Origin of the sequence: Wohlfahrtiimonas chitiniclastica (assembly GCF_002252325.1) — a bacterium.
Lineage (GTDB): Bacteria > Pseudomonadota > Gammaproteobacteria > Cardiobacteriales > Wohlfahrtiimonadaceae > Wohlfahrtiimonas > Wohlfahrtiimonas chitiniclastica.
This window is the reverse complement of the sequence record NZ_NEFL01000001.1, coordinates 585,674-600,860: the sequence shown is the minus strand read 5'-3', so window position 1 is coordinate 600,860 and position 15,187 is coordinate 585,674. Positions and strand designations below refer to the sequence as shown.

The following is a 15,187-nucleotide window of genomic DNA, read 5'->3' as shown; positions in this document are numbered from 1 at the left end:
GGATGATTTAAGATTTAAGCATGGCTTCTTGCAAAGCTTGATGCCTCTTTAATCAAATCGATTGATGGACGAACGCCCGTATAAAGCACAAATTGTTCAAGGGCTTGAATCACAGCCACATCCGCACCGCTGATGATGGTTTTATTAAGGGTGCGCGCCAATTGAATCATCGGCGTTTCCACCGGCAATGCCACCACATCAAAAATCGTTTCGGCGGTTTCAATGTGGATGGGGCTAAAGGCTAAAGCATCGGCTTCTTTGCCACCTTGCATGCCGAGCGGTGTCACATTGATGAGCATCATCCCTTCTGTGGAGGCAATGATCTCTTCATCATCCATCCATTCATAGCCATACAAATCTGCCAAGGCTTTGCCTTTAACAGCATTGCGCGCAATGATGGTGCCGTGCTTAAAGCCTTGATCATACAAAGCACCTGCCACCGCTTTGGCCATGCCGCCGCTGCCTTTGAGTAAAAAAGGTGTGGCAGGATCAATGGCATAATCTTGCAATAAATTTGCCACAGCGATGTAATCTGTATTGTAAGCGGTCAAATGCCCATCGGTATTGACGATGGTATTGACAGATTCAATTGCGGCGGCGGATTGATCTAATTCATCCACAAGCTCAATCACCGCTTCCTTAAAGGGCATCGAGATGGCGCAGCCCCGTATGCCAAGGGCACGCACGCCACCAATTGCTGCGGGTAGATCAGATGTGGTGAACGCTTTATAAATGTAATCGAGCTTAAGCTGATCATACAAATAGTTGTGAAAAAGCGTCCCAAAGTTGCCGGGGCGTGCGGCAAGTGACATGCACAATTGCGTCTGTTTAGTGATCATCTTTGCCTCCTCGTTTTTTACGGCTGACCACAGCGATGATGCCACCGAGCACAACGGCAATCAAGAAAATCATGCCGGGCAATAGATAAGGTTGCAGCTTCATCAATGCGGGCGCAGTACCCCCTGCACGAATCTCTTTGACCATATCCGCTGTTACGCCCACCGTTGGGTTGCCATATTGTTGATAGACAAATTGCACAATTTTGGCAATCTGTTCATCAGACAGTGCTTGTGTGGCGGACTGTGGGCCAAAGCTTGGCATGTAGATCTCTTTGCCATCCACTTTCTTATTGACGCCATATAAAACTGCGGCAATGGCATTGCTTGGATTCACATCACCTGTTGCGGTGTTGTGAAAGAGCGATGGATAGAATTGATCTTCAGTGCCTGAACCCGTATTTTGATGGCAACTTGAACAGTAAGCACTGTACAGCGCTTCGCCACTTTTCAGATTTTGATACGCATCCACCGGTGCTGCGCCTCTCAATAAGAGATCTACATCAAACGGTTCGCCATATGTATCGCGTGGTGCACTTTGAGCAGGATTGTCTAAAGCAGGCACAGAGCGAATATAGGTGGCGATTGCTTCAAGATCTTTGGCATCAACATGTTGGAAGCTGTCTTCCACTGCTTCACCCATTGGGCCAGCGGCTTGTGCTTTACCTTTGAGGTGACCTTTTTGTAGATAAGTGATCAAATCAGCATTTTGCCATGAACCAATCCCGCCATTGATGCTTGAGGTAATGTTTGGTGCAAACCAAGGACCTAGGCTACTGCCGCCTAAATAATGGTCTTTCTCTTCTGCCATCATAAAGTTACGCGGTGTGTGGCACGTGCTACAGTGGGCAAGGGCTTCGACAATATACGCACCACGATTCCACTCATCACTTTGATTTGGATCTGCTTTAAAAGGTGTATTGTCCAAATATAATGCATTCCAAACTGCCATCACAGAGCGCATGCCAAAAGGAAAGGGCAATTCTGTGGTGTGCTTAGGCGGCTCATCGACAGGTTGAACAGATGTCATGAAATACGCATAGAGATCTTTAATGTCCGCATCGGTGAGTTTTGCATACGATGGATAAGGCATCGCAGGATAGAGATGCGCACCATCTTTACGAATCCCATCGCGCAGTGCACGGGTAAAATCCTCAAGAGAGTAGCTGCCAATCCCGTATGTTTTAGAGGGCGTAATGTTTGATGAGTAAATGTCGCCCATCGGTGAGCTGATGGGATAGCCGCCGGCAAACGGTTCGCCATCCCCTGCTTTATCAGTATGGCACGCTTGGCAGTCGCCTAAAATGGCTAATGTTTCACCGCGCGCCGCATTGCCATCATCGGCAAGTGCTGCACTCATCATTGGTGTACTGAGGAGCGCCGCTGTTAAGAGGGTTCGAATGATTTTCATTTCGCTAAGCTCCTTAACACGTCATCGGCTGCACGCAAACCTAAAGCAGCCATGGTTAATGTGGAATTGACGACACTTGAAGAGGGAATTGCACCGCCACCGGGTAACCATAAGTTTTCATGATCATGCGCGCGGCAATGGCTGTTGACGACGCTATTTTTGGGATCATCACCCATGATGCAGCCGCCCATGATGTGGTTATTCGGCACAAATTCTGAGGTGACATCTACATCTGTGCCACCAAAGAGATGGGCAATCTCACGCAATTTTTCTTGTGCTGCGGTGCGGCCACGGCGCACATAATCACCCACATCATAATAGACATCCGGGCACGGTAAGCCCAGTGCATCTTTACGGGTTTTACTTAAGGTGAGGCGATTGCTCTCTTCAGGGAGGACTTCAAGCATGATGTCCCAATACACTGAGTGAATGGTGCTCTCACGCACCGCTTCAGGCAAATGTTCGCCCATTGTGCCATCGGCCAACACTTTTTGGGTTTGGGCGAGGTTTCGATTTAAGTTGTTCATGATGATGAGGAATGCTGCGTGATCTTTTCTAAAAGAACCATCACGATAGCCTACCATGGCTGCACTTTGTGCAGGGCCACGACCAACCCACATCGGTTTTTTCGACGTGAATGAACAGTGAATGCCTGAGTGATCCATCATGTTGCGCCCAACGCAATCAGAGGTGTTATTAGCGATCCCACGGGGATTTTGCTCATTGGCCGCCATTAATAATAAACGCGGCGTTTCGATGCCATTGCAGGCAAAGACAAATTTTTGTGCCGTCACTTTATGGGATTTGCGTTCTTTGTCATAAAAATGGATGGCAGAGAGATTGTTTTTCTCATCGGTGTCCACTTTATAAACCACTGCTTCAGACACAACAATCGTGCCATTGCGTTCTGCTTTTTCCACATGATGAATGCCATTATACATCGCGCCAATTGGGCAGATGGGCATACAGTTGTTATTGCCACAACAGATGGGGCGCTTTTCCCACACGCGTGTGCTGCGTCCTTGAGGGATCGGCACTAAGTGGCAGCCAAAATCTTTGGTGGTGTCATAGACGGTGCGCTCAAAGTATGACCATGGCACCATATCCATCGGATAAGGCTTGCTGCGTTCAGGGGGCGATTGCATGCTTTTATCCCTTGGGCCTGCCACGCCAATGGCATATTCTGCGCGCGTATAATATGGTTCCATCTCATCATACGTGATCGGCCAATCGCGCCCAACGCCGTATAGTGTGTGCATTTTAAAATCATTCGGTGCATGGCGCCATGAAGAGGCTGCCCAGTGCCATGTGGTGCCGCCGACGGTTTTCAAATAGTCTTGCGCATAGGCGGCGGCATTTGGGCCCGATAATCCTAAATAACCATTGTTCGGGAAATAGAGTGGGAAGGGCGCTAAGGGCGATTGAGGATACAGGCTTTGATAATCGATGCCTGCACGGTTTTTTTCTGGCATATTGCGGGAATTTTCCACAATTTGTCCGCGCTCAACGCGTAAACCTGCATCTAACATTAAGACGCTGTAGCCTTTTGCTGAAATCTCTGTGGCCATCATTGCGCCCACAATGCCGCTTCCGACAATGACAACGTCTGCTTGCCAATCTCCGTTGGCCAATTGTTTTGCTTGATTCATGATTGCTCCCTAAAATGTTGCCGGTACAGTGGGTTCGCGCGTGATGCCAGGTGGCAATGCGCTGAACCATAATTCACCTCTAAAACAGTAGGTGGGCACGGGTAAACCATCGGCCGTTGGGCGATACATCAAGGCATCTTTATAGGCAATGACTTCTACGGCATCGTCCTGATTAGGACCCACCGTGCCTGTGTACCATGCATGAGTGATGCGCATCGCCCATTCAGTGTTGCTTTTATTGTGAGCAATGCGGCTCATGACAGTTTCGCCATCGCCAAGGGCAGATAAGTGCGTCGAAAAGTCCGGGTAAAGGTTAAGCATTGCCGTCAGATAACGCTCTGCTAAGATGGAATTTAAATCTCCATAACCAGTGAGCTGTTCTGAAAGGCTGATGAAAGATGTCAGTTGCGATTCGGTGGGTTTGATTGCAGCAAAGGCGAAACGCCCCATTGGGGGGAAGAGTGCAGCGGATAGGAGAAGACCGCCAACACCAATGAGGCGACGCCGTTGTAAGTTAATCGTTTTCATAATAATCTCTCTTATATTGACTGATTCAATCATGAAAGGGTAATCACATCACTCAGCCGTTTAAACATGGTGGGTAGCTAAGTGCTATCGTTTTTAATTATCATAATATTTATATCAGCTAATACATTATTAATCTAATTTATTATATAAATATTTATTATTTTAATTATATTGATATTTATCTTTATTGTTAATCATGGTGAATGATTGATTTTAATCAATTCTTAAAATGATTAAGCACGCTTAAATTGCGACACAAATAGTCCGATGAGCACTAAGAGAATGCCAAGGGCAGACAATAAGGTAATGTGCTCATGGAGAATGAGGGTTGAGAAGATCACCGTCACCATGGGCACAGCGTTGATGTAGAGGCTTGTTTTAATGGCGCCAAGAATTTTAACGGCCAGATTCCATGTCACAAAGCAGAGGGCGGATGCCCCTAAGCCTAAAAATAGAAGGTTGAACATCACCACAGGCGATGCATATTTATGCGTATCGTTTAAGAGAGCATCATAAGAGAAATCTACGTTTTGCCAAGAGATCATGGGCAACATAAAGAGTAAGCCGTACCAAAATGTGCGACGCGTGGTTTGAATGGTGTTGTAACCAAAACTGCCCATTTTTTTGGAGACAATGGCATAAATCGACCAAATGAAGGCGGCGCCAAGTGCCAATGCATCAACTTTTAAGCTCAATTCAAAGGATTGTAAGCCACTGAAACTCATGAGTCCCACGCCCACAAATGAGAGCAACATGCCCACATAAAATATGGGATGGATGTGTTCTTCTTTTAAAAAGAAGCGGGCAAGCAGCACCGTAAAAAATGGGGAGGTGGAGGAGATGAGGGCCGCATTTGCCGCAAGCGTATAGAGCAATGCATGATTCTCAAACCAAAAATAGAAGGTGGTACCACATAAGCCAGCAAGGGCAAAACAGAGCTCTTCGCGCCATGTGGTGCCTTTTAAACGCTTTGGATACAAGAGCATCAAAAAGCAAGCACCCAATAAAAAGCGCGCCCCGAGAATCTCTAAAGGCGAGAGATCGTGCTGTAATAAAATTTTGGTGGAGACAAAGGTTGTCCCCCACAACACAATCGTCAAGAGCGCCAATAAATGGCCGCGCGCTTTGGTGCTCATGGATTATTTTTGTAACTCAATGGCATCTTTATGGATGATGATTTTCTTGTTTTTATAAAGGGCGCCAATGGCACGTTTAAACGCCGCTTTACTGACGCCAAAATGGGACATGATCACATCCGGATCACTTTTATCGCTCACGGGTAAACGACCCTCTTTATTCGCTTTAAGTGCCTTTAAAATGGCGCCCTCTAAGCCGTGGCGCGCTTCATTGGTTTTGATGATGGGAATCATGGAGACATCGAGTTTACCATCTTCGCGTACAGGTTTAATGTAGCCTGTGAACTCATCGCCAATGTGCATTTCACCCACGATGTCACTTTGATAGACAACGCCCCAATACGCATGATCCACAATCACTTTTAAACCAAGCGGTGTTTTGCTTTCTACCAATACAGACACTTTATCACCTGTTTTGTAGTTGGGTGCGGTGGCTTGTACATGGCGCTCATATTTCGTGGTGGCGGTGATTTTGTGCGTCACAGGATCAATGTAAGTGTACACGATGACAAAATCATCCACTTCTAAATCCACCAATGACTCACGAAAAGGCAATAAGAGATCCTTTGGCAATCCCCAATCTAAAAAGTAACCAAAACTCGCCACTTCCACCACTTGTAGATCCGCAAATTTACCCACTTCTGTGTAAGGTTTATCTGTGGTGGCAATCAACTCTTCTTGGTTGTCCACATACACAAAGACTTCGAGTGGCTCACCAATTGTGACCACTAAATCTTCAGGAATGGCGCGGTTGGGCAAAAAGACATTGCCCGCAAGCATTAAGCCGCGGGAGGTTTGTTGTTCGATGGTTAAGCGATTGATGTGTCCAACTTTGGGTGTAAATGGAGAATGAGACATTTGACCTTAATCTATAATAAAAAATAATCGTGCCCCATTATAATCCTTAGTGCAAAATCATTCAGAAAGATTTATGCACAGCATGAAAAGGGCGGTGACCAATAACGTGCCTGCAAGATGTCCACTGATGGCGCTCAGCATCAACCCAAGCCCTAAGAGTAAATAGTACCCTAAACCCAATAATGCGCCGGCAGTGCCCCGTGCGTTGTGATAATCATCGAGCACATGTGCCAGAATATTTGGGATGGCGATGCCATAGCAGAGGGTCATGATGCCCATTGGCAATAGTAACCACAGGGAATGACGTAAGCTAAAAGCCATCAAAGCGCTGATGAGCAGAACCATGGTGGCGATTCTGATTAATGTGCGTGCCGGCACGTGTGCTTGAGTACAGCGGCGATTGATGAGGGCGCCAAGCAATGAGCCTGCCCCCAATAATAATCCTGTATAGCTGAAGAGTGTCATCGGATAACCTAAATCGGTGAGCCAAAAGGGTGCCAATTGATAATAACTAAAGAGCATCAGATTAAAGCCCGCAATCATCACCATGTGACGCAGTAAAACACCATCTTTAAGCATCGCGCGGGCAATTGGTAGTAATGCCACTCGCTGCATGTTGTGTGGTCGTGTTTCTGGTAGGCTCAGAATCGTCCACAGCAGTAACATGAGGGCAAAGAGCACCAATGCCATAAAAATGGCACGATAACCCAAATGCATCTCAAGGAGGGTGCCCATAAAAATGCCCAACATGGGGCTGATGGCCATTAAAATGCCCACAATGGCAAAGGTTTTGCGAAGTGCTTCGCCGGAATAAGCATCACGCATCACGGTTTGTGTGCCAATTGAGCCAATCGCAGCACCTAGTGCCATCACCATGCGGCAGATCAAAAGGGCAGAAAAGTCCATCACCCATAAAGCCGTTATCGCGCCCACCGTATACACAGACAGTGCAAGAATGAAGGTGATGCGCCGCCCGAGGCGATCACATAAATGGCCCCATAAGACAATGCCAAAGGCAAATGCCATAAAATAGAGGGATAAGGTTTGCCCAGCTGCCGCTTCAGAGACAGCAAATGCCGAGCTCAAAGCCGGTAAAATTGGGCTGTAGAGGGTTTCCACAATTTGGGGGAACATCAGTAAAGCCATCAATAAAAGGCGTGTACTTTGTGTCATGATCTTCGGTTCTCAAGGAAAACCGCTAGGATAATGAAAAGTCAAATGTGATGTTTTATAAAATATGACTGATTTATTATAAAATCAGTCAATCTTTCAAGGATGGAATTATTCTAAACGTTTGGTGCGTTCTTCATGCTCTTTTTTGCCAATTTGCCAATACGCACAGCCATAAAACTCATCTTTGGTGTAGCCCAATGTTTTGCGTAAATGGTCTCTGAATTTTTTGACGGTATTGAATTCAGCCGTCACATGCACAAAGTGATGGCTATTTAAATCCTCAATCATGGGCAATGCATCTTCAAACAGCGTACTGCCATTTTGTGGATAAAAGTTAGTGCGCCAATGCAGGGTTAAATTGGCATCGGTTTGATAATGCTCAGGATGAATGTCCACTTCGCCTAAAACTTCTGTTAAGACTGTGACATTCACATCTTTCGGCAGTTGTGAAACTAAAGCTGCCACCACAGGAATGCCCGTCATATCTGTCACAAATAGATAATCCTTTGCTGGTTGGATGAGGGTTTGCTCCGTCAATTTCATGGCTAAACCCACTTCATCGCCAATTTTGGCATTGAGCGCCCATTGGCAAGCCACAGAATCCCCTTCATGCACCGCAAAATCCACACTCAATTCTTTGGCATCTAAATCAAAAGCACGATGTGTATAAGTGCGCACCGTTGGGCGCAACGCTTCATCGGCGACTTCCCATTGCTTCAATTGTGCATTAAAAGTAGGCATTTGTACGGTAGATTGCCCGATTGGGGGGATAAATAGCTTATTATTTACGCCAATTGGCACATCTTTGTAGCGCTCAGCGTCATCACACTTTAGAATAACGCGTAGAAAATTTGGGGTGATGAACTCTTTACGAGCAACGCGAACAACGGTTCTATGAACTTGCATCAATGAAGATCCTCCTATCTGACGAATGGGGGTATCTTGCTGTATATTGTTATTAAATGCAAATGATTATTATTAATGTTTGTTTTTGCTCATGTTTGTTGAGCAATAGGATGAAAAGGTGAACAAGTGGCATGGATAGATGCAAAAACAGAATTTAACCCAGATGAAATGGATCAACCCATCATTGGCATTGCCTCTGAGTTGATGAAACATGATTCGGGTGAACACATGCATCAAAAGGGACAATTTCTGTTTGCTCAAAAGGGCAGTATGCGCGTGATGATGAATCGACAATTGTATGTCGTGCCGCCTCAGCGTTTATTGTGGATACCTGCAAATATGCCTCATCGCGTCTTTTTTACAGAAGTGGTGGGTTATCGCTCCATCTATTTAGATGCGCGCGAAAGTATTCGTTTACCGGATCATCCCACCATTTGGGTGGCCACCAGTTTGATGCGCGCGGTGTTAGAAACCATCGCTTCTGCGCCGTGGGACACCGATTGGCAATTGCCATCGCGTGGGTATCATTGGTTATTGGTGCTCTGGGATGAGTTGGTCAGCGCAAAACGTGAGCACATGTATTTGGATTATCCTGAGGATTATCGTCTGCAAAAATATGACTTATTGGCACAAGCGCCGCCTTTGTCAGAATTGGCCTTGCATGTTGGCGCAAGTGAACGCACGATTACGCGCATTTTTCAAAAAGAGACGGGCATGAACTATCAATCGTGGCGCCAGCAGTGGCGCTTACTTAAAGCCATTGAGTTATTGAGTGAGCATCAACCGATGATGGAGATTGCATTATCCTTAGGCTTTGGCAGTTACAGCGCTTTCTCAACGTTCTTTAAGAACATGACGGGCATTTCCCCGAAAAAATATCTTTAAGCTTAATCATGACCATAAAAAAAGCCCGACATTTGTCGGGCTTTTTTAGATCACGGGAAAAATATGATTATTTAGCCGCTTTTTGTTTTGCGATCAAGTCACGCAATACGTAATGTAAGATACCGCCTGCTTTGAAGTAATCCACTTCGTTCAATGTATCAATGCGGCAAAGCACTGTGAACTGAGTTTCTTTACCTGTTTCAGGATGAGTTGCCGTCACAACGATGTCTTGATGCGGTTTAATGTCATCATTAAATTCGATGTGGAAGCTTTCTGTACCATCTAAACCTAAAGATTCAGCATTGTCACCATTTTTATATTGAAGCGCTAAAATGCCCATACCGATCAAGTTAGAACGGTGAATACGCTCATAGCTCTCTGCGATCACAGCTTTTACGCCCAATAAGTTAGGACCTTTTGCTGCCCAGTCACGGCTTGAACCTGAACCGTACTCTTTACCCGCTAAGATGATCAATGGTGTTTGATCTTCTTTATACTTCATCGCCGCATCATAAATCGCCATCACTTCGCCAGAAGGTAAGTATTTAGTCAAACCACCTTCGATGCCAGGGATCATTTTGTTACGGATACGGATGTTTGCGAATGTACCGCGCATCATCACTTCGTGGTTACCACGACGAGAACCGTATGAGTTGAAGTCTTCAGGTTTCACACCATGCTCCATCAAGTAACGACCCGCTGGGGAATCTTTCTTGATTGAACCGGCAGGTGAGATGTGATCCGTTGTGATGGAATCGCCAAACACTGCCAATACGCGTGCTTTATCAATCGCTTTCAATGCTTCAATCGGCTGATCAATGTGTTCAAAGTATGGTGGATGTTGAACGTATGTGGAGTTTGGATCCCATTCATACGTTTCGCTGTCAGTCACAGCGATGGATTGCCATTGCTCATCACCATCAAATACGCCTTCATAACCTTTGGCAAACATGTTGCTTGTGATCATTAAGACTTCTTTAGCGATCTCTTCGTTTGAAGGCCAGATGTCTTTTAAGAATACATCTTTACCGTTGGCATCTTGTGCAATTGGATCTTTGGTCAAGTCAATGTTGGTTGAACCTGCAATTGCGTAAGCCACAACCAATGGTGGAGAGGCTAACCAGCTGCCGCGGATTTGTGGATGGATGCGGCCTTCAAAGTTACGGTTACCAGACAATACGCCAGAGACTGTCATGTTGTTTTCATCAATGGCTTTGGCAACGGCAGGAATTAATGGACCTGAGTTACCAATACAAGCTGTACAACCATAACCGGTTAAGTAGAAACCGATGTCTTCTAAATACTTCATGAGGCCAGCTTTTTCTAAGTATTCGCTGGCCACTTTAGAGCCAGGGGCTAAAGATGTTTTCACCCATGGTTTACGAGTTAAGCCAAGTGCTGCGGCTTTTTTCGCCACTAAACCTGCCGCCATCATCACGCTTGGGTTAGATGTATTTGTACAAGATGTAATCGCTGCAAACACAACATCACCGTGGTGCAATTTTTCTGCTTGACCATCGATGTTGATGTCTACCGCTAAATCAGGGTTTTCAACGCTGTCTGCGATGAATTTTTTGCTTGTTGCAGGTAAATCACCTAATACAACGCGATCTTGTGGACGGCTTGGGCCTGCAATACTGGTTTCTACAGTGCCTAAATCTAATTCTAAAACATCTGTAAAGACAGGTTCGTCACCTTCATTGCGCCATAAACCTTGTGCTTTAGCGTATGCTTCAACACGTTTAACCGTGTCATCAGAGCGGCCAGTTAAGCGCATGTAATCTAATGTGATTTCATCGACAGGGAAGAAGCCAACAGTTGCGCCGTATTCAGGTGCCATGTTAGAGATGGTTGCACGGTCTGCTAAAGGCAATTCCGCTAAGCCATCGCCAAAGTATTCAACGAATTTACCCACCACGCCTTTTTTACGAAGCATTTGTACGATTGTTAAGACTAAGTCTGTTGCAGTCACGTGGCTGCGCAATTTACCTGTTAATTTAAAGCCCACAACTTCAGGGATCAACATGGAGATGGGTTGGCCTAAAATGGCAGCTTCCGCTTCAATACCACCGACGCCCCAACCTAAAACAGATAAACCGTTCACCATTGGTGTGTGTGAGTCTGTACCCACGCAAGTGTCAGGAATCACCCACTCTTCACCGTCTACTTTAGACACCCAAGCAGTTTTCGCTAAGAATTCTAAGTTCACTTGGTGACAAATGCCTGTGCCAGGAGGCACAACGCTGAAGTTATCAAAGGCTTTTTGGCCCCAACGTAAGAATGCATAACGCTCACCGTTGCGTTCCATTTCCATGTCTACGTTTTCAGTAAACGCATTGTTTGTACCGAAATGGTCGATCATTACAGAGTGGTCGATCACTAAGTCAACAGGGGACAATGGGTTGATGTTTTCTGGGTTTTCGCCCGCTTTAACCATTGCATCACGCATGGCAGCTAAGTCAACAACCGCAGGTACACCTGTGAAGTCTTGCATCAATACACGTGCAGGGCGGTATTGGATTTCGCGGTCAGATTTACGATCTTTCAACCAATCGCGGATCGCTTCGATGTCTTGAAGATTCACAGTTTTGTTATCTTCGTAACGTAAAAGGTTTTCTAATAAAACCTTCATGGATTTTGGTAATTGAGAAACATCCCCTAATGTTTCTGCCGCTTGTGCGATTGAGTGATAGAGATACTCTTTATCCCCAACTTTTAGCGTTGCTTTAGACTTCAAACTGTCGATATGACTCATGCTCCACTCCTTATAGTACGTATGAATGACTAACCTAAAATCTTTATCTTGGAAAGATTACGGATGCCAACCACAATATGTTGTCAAAAAGTAATTTTTTCAAGACTCAATAATCTTGGTTTATTATAGGTGAACCTTGGGCTAATACAATCCTATTTGAGGTAATGTTGATATTTGAAGTTATTTATCAACCTGATCAAGATTATTAATATGACAAGTTGATAAAAATTATGAATAATGGTTCCATCAAGTGGAAACACACACAATTTTTACAACATTTTTAAGGAGATTGAGATGTCAATTGATGCATTAAAAGATATGTTACCTGCGTATGCTAAAGATATGCGTTTGAATTTAAGCAACGTTTTGAGCGAAGCGGGCGCAGAAGGCTTGACTGAAAAGCAAATCGCAGCGATTGCAGTGGCGGTCTCTTTGAGCACACGCTCAAAAGCTTTGATTGAAAACATCGAAGCATTTGCAGCGCCAATTTTAACGGAAGAAGAGTTAAACGGTGCAAAAATTGCGTTCAGTATCATGAGCATGAACAACATTTACTACCGCTTTGTTCACTTAACTAGCAATCAAGAATATGCAACAATTCCTGCACGTTTACGCATGAACAGCATGGCAAATCCTGGCATTGATAAAGTGACATTTGAATTGGCCTCTATGGCAGTTTCTGCGGTGAACGGTTGTGGTATGTGCTTAGATTCACATGAGAAAAACTTACGTGATCATGGTGTCACCACACAAGCGATCCAATCCTCTGTGCGCATTGCTGCGGTGTTATTCTCAGTGGGCGCTACATTAAACTAACAAAATGGGGCTTTGTCCTCAATTGATCAAAAAAAGAGGCCAATGGCCTCTTTTTTTATGGGTGTGTGGTTAAAAATATTTTGCATCAATCACACAATTGTTGATGTGGATCAGCTTTAAGTATTCGCTTCCACCATCCAAATGAGCGGTTTGAGCTCTTGACCAGTAAAGGGTTTGGTTTTTTCACTGCTTGGAATGGTGGGATCGAGACGCAATTTTGTCAGCATGATGAGCTCACTGAATTCAGGAATGCTGCTCGGATCTTTATGTAATTGCTCAAGAGAATACCCTAAAATTGCCAATTGTGAGAGCACCGATTGCTGGCGAATCATGAATTCATTGTAATAATGAAAGTCCCCATGGAATTTTTGTGGCTCTTTTTGCATGCGGGTTAAAGAGTTTGACAGCTGAATGATTAAAGATTGCGTGTCTTTGAGCTTGATGTAAAACTCAGAAGGCTCCACACTCTTTTTGATCCAAACAGCCTCTAAGGTTTCTAACACATCATAAATATGATAGCGAATGCGTTCGGCTAAGCGCGGCGCCTCGCGTTTTTCCCAAGAGGGTAAAAAGTAGATGGTGAAGAAAATGGCAATGACGGCAGCGACAGCGGTATCAATCACCCGTTCAATGGCAATCGAAGCCCCTGAGAGATCATCGGTCATATTTAGGGTCAGCAATACATAGATCGTCACAAACATCACGCATAGTTTATAGTCAAGATTCACCAAAGCATTGCTGAGGATGATGGACACCATAATATACATCACAATGTAAGAGAGGCTCGGCTCAAAGGAGACAATGATGCCAACGATGATGCACCCGAGCACCGTGCCAATGATGCGCGCTTGACTGCGTTCACGCGTAATGCTAAATCCGGGGCGCATTAAGGTGACCAACGTAAAGGCAATCCAAAAGCTGTGGGCGAGAATCTGCTTTTGATCGAGCACCAAGCTGATAAAGGAGAGGGTGGCGAACATAGCCACTGCGGTGCGAATGGAAAAACGCATGAAATCAGAAGAGAAGGTCAAATTCTCTTTGACAATGTTCCAGGACCAATGGCTGTGGGAGATGTGCTTTTTAAAGTGATCACCAAGGGTGGGGATCTCAGTTTGCCCAAGGAGCAATTCACGCACTTTATCTAATTGACGATTCATCACCCACGCTTTTCGATAATGGGCAGCCAATACACCATAGGCTTCTGAAGCCGCTTCATCTAACTCTGTATTTTTGAGAATCTCAAGCTCAAACTCAAGGGCTCTGAGTTCTGCTTTAAAGCCTAAACGGCGAATCATCTCGCCACCACCTAATGTATGTAGGCTCATCTCTTCTAAATTATTGGCAGCCTTACGATAAAGATCCCGCAGGAAAATCTGAATGTCTGAATTCTCATACGATTGACGAATGGTGGTGAAGTCTTGAAACGGTGCCACCATGCGGTCATACACATCGGTGAGCAGCGTCAATTCGCCAGCCATTTTCTGAATTTTGATGTCTGCTTTATTTGTGGTGCGATAAAGTAAATCACGGGTTTGCTGAAACTCAGCAATCAAAGTGGTTTGAGTTTCAATCAAATTGGCAAAAGACTTTTCTAAATCACTATTTTGACGATAACACTCTGAGATGGCTTGTAAATAGCGTGCTAAATGCACATAACAAGAAGAGAGCGTTTGACGAATGATGTAGTTGGCAAAGACTTTAGAAAACAGCAGTGCATAGATCACATAAAAGATGGCACCAATGGAAAAATCGATGATGTATTCGGTGACATTATAAGTATTTCGCCCAGTGATCATCGCAATGAAGATGAAGGTAAAGCCAATGGTGCCAGCTTTAGGGCCAAAGCAGCTCATGAAATTACTGAAAAACACCACAATCGATAGGGAAATGATGAACAAAAAGGGCATTGTGCCCATAAATTGCGCAAAATAGATGGTGATGAGTAATGTACCCACAAGCGTAATGAGCAGCTCATTGCGTTTATGTTTGAATGAGCCAATTTGGTCCGCAATGCCAATGGTTAAACTGGCATAGCCCACCGTAATGAGATTTTTCGTCTCTCCACCCAATAAATAGACAATGAAGACCGGGAGAAACACACCGATGCCTTTGTATAAACCTATTGTGAAATCATAGCTGAAGAAGAAACGGTAGATGTTTGTGAGTGATCGATTCATGCGAAGTTAAAGAACTTTAACTAGGAAGAGATAAAGCTCATCATTATAGATGAGCTT

Annotated in this window: 12 protein-coding genes; 2 read left to right on the top strand and 10 right to left on the bottom strand. The window is 44.9% G+C overall.

Annotated features, from left to right (window positions below; all coding sequences use genetic code 11):
* Window positions 1-14 precede the first annotated feature (14 nt).
* The 8 genes from B9T10_RS02855 to B9T10_RS02820 form a co-directional block, all read right to left on the bottom strand.
* A complete protein-coding gene (locus B9T10_RS02855) occupies window positions 15-839 on the bottom strand; it encodes a shikimate 5-dehydrogenase (RefSeq protein ID WP_094537746.1) in 825 nt (274 codons plus the stop codon).
* Window positions 829-2,247 carry a cytochrome c gene (locus B9T10_RS02850; RefSeq protein ID WP_094537745.1) on the bottom strand — a complete coding sequence of 473 codons (1,419 nt, stop codon included), beginning with the start codon at window positions 2,245-2,247 and terminating at the stop codon, window positions 829-831. Before B9T10_RS02850 ends, B9T10_RS02855 begins: the two co-directional genes overlap by 11 nt.
* The gene (locus B9T10_RS02845; RefSeq protein WP_094537744.1) at window positions 2,244-3,896 is read right to left on the bottom strand and encodes a GMC family oxidoreductase; all 1,653 of its coding nucleotides are present in this window, start codon (window positions 3,894-3,896) and stop codon (window positions 2,244-2,246) included. The genes B9T10_RS02850 and B9T10_RS02845 overlap by 4 nt, the downstream gene beginning before the upstream one ends.
* 9 nt (window positions 3,897-3,905) lie before the next feature.
* The gene (locus B9T10_RS02840) at window positions 3,906-4,424 is read right to left on the bottom strand and encodes a sugar dehydrogenase complex small subunit (RefSeq protein WP_094491253.1); all 519 of its coding nucleotides are present in this window, start codon (window positions 4,422-4,424) and stop codon (window positions 3,906-3,908) included.
* Between the two features lie 233 nt (window positions 4,425-4,657).
* Window positions 4,658-5,560, bottom strand: a complete 903-nt coding sequence (locus tag B9T10_RS02835) for a DMT family transporter (RefSeq protein ID WP_094537743.1) — start codon at window positions 5,558-5,560, stop codon at window positions 4,658-4,660.
* A gap of 3 nt (window positions 5,561-5,563) precedes the next feature.
* The gene (locus B9T10_RS02830) at window positions 5,564-6,418 is read right to left on the bottom strand and encodes a CvfB family protein (protein ID WP_018121972.1); all 855 of its coding nucleotides are present in this window, start codon (window positions 6,416-6,418) and stop codon (window positions 5,564-5,566) included.
* 57 nt (window positions 6,419-6,475) lie between these two features.
* A complete protein-coding gene (locus tag B9T10_RS02825; protein WP_094537742.1) occupies window positions 6,476-7,591 on the bottom strand; it encodes an MFS transporter in 1,116 nt (371 codons plus the stop codon).
* A gap of 108 nt (window positions 7,592-7,699) precedes the next feature.
* The gene (locus B9T10_RS02820) at window positions 7,700-8,497 is read right to left on the bottom strand and encodes a siderophore-interacting protein (RefSeq protein WP_008314899.1); all 798 of its coding nucleotides are present in this window, start codon (window positions 8,495-8,497) and stop codon (window positions 7,700-7,702) included.
* Between the two features lie 126 nt (window positions 8,498-8,623).
* Between B9T10_RS02820 and B9T10_RS02815 the strand changes: the two genes are divergently transcribed.
* Complete coding sequence (locus tag B9T10_RS02815; RefSeq protein ID WP_094537741.1) at window positions 8,624-9,382, top strand: AraC family transcriptional regulator; 759 nt, start codon at window positions 8,624-8,626, stop codon at window positions 9,380-9,382.
* Between the two features lie 67 nt (window positions 9,383-9,449).
* On the opposite strand, the gene acnA is transcribed toward B9T10_RS02815, so the two are convergent.
* Window positions 9,450-12,137, bottom strand: coding sequence for an aconitate hydratase AcnA (gene acnA, locus B9T10_RS02810; RefSeq protein WP_008314896.1), 2,688 nt, complete (start codon window positions 12,135-12,137; stop codon window positions 9,450-9,452).
* A gap of 294 nt (window positions 12,138-12,431) precedes the next feature.
* Here acnA and B9T10_RS02805 point away from each other — a divergent pair, with 294 nt between their 5' ends.
* The gene (locus B9T10_RS02805) at window positions 12,432-12,953 is read left to right on the top strand and encodes a carboxymuconolactone decarboxylase family protein (RefSeq protein WP_008314893.1); all 522 of its coding nucleotides are present in this window, start codon (window positions 12,432-12,434) and stop codon (window positions 12,951-12,953) included.
* Window positions 12,954-13,069: 116 nt separating this feature from the next.
* Here the strand turns inward: B9T10_RS02805 and B9T10_RS02800 are convergent, their stop codons facing one another.
* A complete protein-coding gene (locus B9T10_RS02800; RefSeq protein ID WP_094537740.1) occupies window positions 13,070-15,130 on the bottom strand; it encodes an FUSC family protein in 2,061 nt (686 codons plus the stop codon).
* Between the last annotated feature and the right edge of the window lie 57 nt (window positions 15,131-15,187).